This is a genomic window from Bartonella sp. AA81SXKL (genome assembly GCF_042196945.1).
GTDB lineage: Bacteria > Pseudomonadota > Alphaproteobacteria > Rhizobiales > Rhizobiaceae > Bartonella.
In genome coordinates this window covers 1-585 of sequence record NZ_JBHIRH010000370.1, presented here as the reverse complement: position 1 = coordinate 585, position 585 = coordinate 1, and the positions used below count along the sequence as shown (strand labels likewise).

Genomic DNA, 585 nt, shown 5'->3' with positions numbered 1-585 from the left:
ATGCAATGCGCTCGAAAATATTTTCAAAGCTTGCACGTGAAATTACCGTTGCAGCCAAACAAGGCTCTCCTGATCCGGCTATGAATCCGCGTTTAAGGCTTGCAGTGCAAAATGCGAAAGCACAATCGATGCCGAAAGACAATATTGAACGTGCAATTAAGAAAGCTTCAGGGAGTGATGTCGAAAATTATGATGAAGTGCGCTACGAAGGATATGGTCCAGGTGGTGTTGCAGTTATTATTGAAGCTTTAACGGATAATCGCAACCGCACTGCTTCAAACATACGCGCCGCTTTCACCAAATCAGGTGGCGCACTAGGAGAAACAGGTTCTGTAAGCTTCATGTTTAACCGGATTGGTGAAATCATCTATAAGCCGGAAGCAGGAACAACTGACAACATCATGGACGCAGCGATAGAGGCAGGAGCTGAAGATGTGCAATCGGAAGAAACTGGGCATCATATTATCTGTGCATTTGAAGATATTGGTGAAGTTTCTAAAATGCTTGAAGCAAAACTTGGCGAAGCAGAATCAATCAAAACTGTTTGGAAAGCCACCACCCTTACACCCGTAGATGAAGAAAAAG

Annotated in this window: 1 protein-coding gene; it reads left to right on the top strand. The window is 43.9% G+C overall.

The annotated features are described in order from the left end of the window. A partial coding sequence (locus ACFINZ_RS11735) for a YebC/PmpR family DNA-binding transcriptional regulator (protein ID WP_375701613.1) occupies positions 1 to 585 on the top strand: 585 nt, incomplete at both ends.